The organism is Liquorilactobacillus uvarum DSM 19971 (assembly GCF_001434935.1).
Taxonomy (GTDB): Bacteria; Bacillota; Bacilli; order Lactobacillales; family Lactobacillaceae; genus Liquorilactobacillus; species Liquorilactobacillus uvarum.
Window position 1 is genome coordinate 1 of sequence record NZ_AZEG01000088.1, and the last position, 1,746, is coordinate 1,746.

At 48.8% G+C, this 1,746-nt stretch carries 1 rRNA gene; it reads right to left on the minus strand.

From position 1 onward, the window contains the following. Window positions 1-124 precede the first annotated feature (124 nt). Window positions 125-1,683 (minus strand): 16S ribosomal RNA (locus tag FD20_RS12480). Between the last annotated feature and the right edge of the window lie 63 nt (window positions 1,684-1,746).

The window sequence follows — 1,746 nt, forward strand, 5'->3', positions numbered from 1 at the left end:
GTGTTCTCGGTTTGTTAATTTAAGAAAAAATATTATCTAGTTTTCAAAGAACAAATTTTGAGAGTAGACCTCTCAAAACTAAACAAAGTTTCAACGATGTGCAGGTTTCCGTAATTATCCTTAGAAAGGAGGTGATCCAGCCGCAGGTTCTCCTACGGCTACCTTGTTACGACTTCACCCCAATCATCTGTCCCACCTTAGACGGCTGGCTCCAAAAGGTTACCTCACCGGCTTTGGGTGTTACAAACTCTCATGGTGTGACGGGCGGTGTGTACAAGGCCCGGGAACGTATTCACCGCGGCATGCTGATCCGCGATTACTAGCGATTCCGACTTCATGTAGGCGAGTTGCAGCCTACAATCCGAACTGAGAACAGCTTTAAGAGATTAGCTTGACCTCGCGGTCTTGCGACTCGTTGTACTGTCCATTGTAGCACGTGTGTAGCCCAGGTCATAAGGGGCATGATGATTTGACGTCATCCCCACCTTCCTCCGGTTTATCACCGGCAGTCTCACTAGAGTGCCCAACTAAATGCTGGCAACTAGTAATAAGGGTTGCGCTCGTTGCGGGACTTAACCCAACATCTCACGACACGAGCTGACGACAACCATGCACCACCTGTCATTCTGTCCCCGAAGGGAACATCTGATCTCTCAGATTGGCAAAAGATGTCAAGACCTGGTAAGGTTCTTCGCGTTGCTTCGAATTAAACCACATGCTCCACCGCTTGTGCGGGCCCCCGTCAATTCCTTTGAGTTTCAACCTTGCGGTCGTACTCCCCAGGCGGAATGCTTAATGCGTTAGCTGCAGCACTGAAGGGCGGAAACCCTCCAACACTTAGCATTCATCGTTTACGGCATGGACTACCAGGGTATCTAATCCTGTTTGCTACCCATGCTTTCGAACCTCAGCGTCAGTTACAGACCAGAGAGCCGCTTTCGCCACTGGTGTTCTTCCATATATCTACGCATTTCACCGCTACACATGGAGTTCCACTCTCCTCTTCTGCACTCAAGTCTTCCAGTTTCCAATGCATGACTTCGGTTAAGCCGAAGGCTTTCACATCAGACTTAAAAAACCGCCTGCGTTCCCTTTACGCCCAATAAATCCGGACAACGCTTGCCACCTACGTATTACCGCGGCTGCTGGCACGTAGTTAGCCGTGGCTTTCTGGTTAGATACCGTCACTGCATGAACAGTTACTCTCACACACGTTCTTCTCTAACAACAGAGTTTTACGATCCGAAAACCTTCTTCACTCACGCGGCGTTGCTCCATCAGACTTTCGTCCATTGTGGAAGATTCCCTACTGCTGCCTCCCGTAGGAGTTTGGGCCGTGTCTCAGTCCCAATGTGGCCGATCAACCTCTCAGTTCGGCTACGTATCATTGCCTTGGTGAGCCATTACCTCACCAACTAGCTAATACGCCGCGGGTCCATCCAGAAGTGATAGCAGAACCATCTTTTAAACAAAGACCATGCGGTCTTTGTTGTTATACGGTATTAGCACCTGTTTCCAAGTGTTATCCCCTTCTTCTGGGCAGGTTACCCACGTGTTACTCACCCGTTCGCCACTCAAAACTTTCGGTGAGTGCAAGCACTCGGTGAAAGTTTTGCGTACGACTTGCATGTATTAGGCACGCCGCCAGCGTTCGTCCTGAGCCAGGATCAAACTCTCATTTTAAAAAGTTTGTGACTCATTAATTTAAATACTAGCGAATTGACTTCGCAAATGTTTGCTCCTATA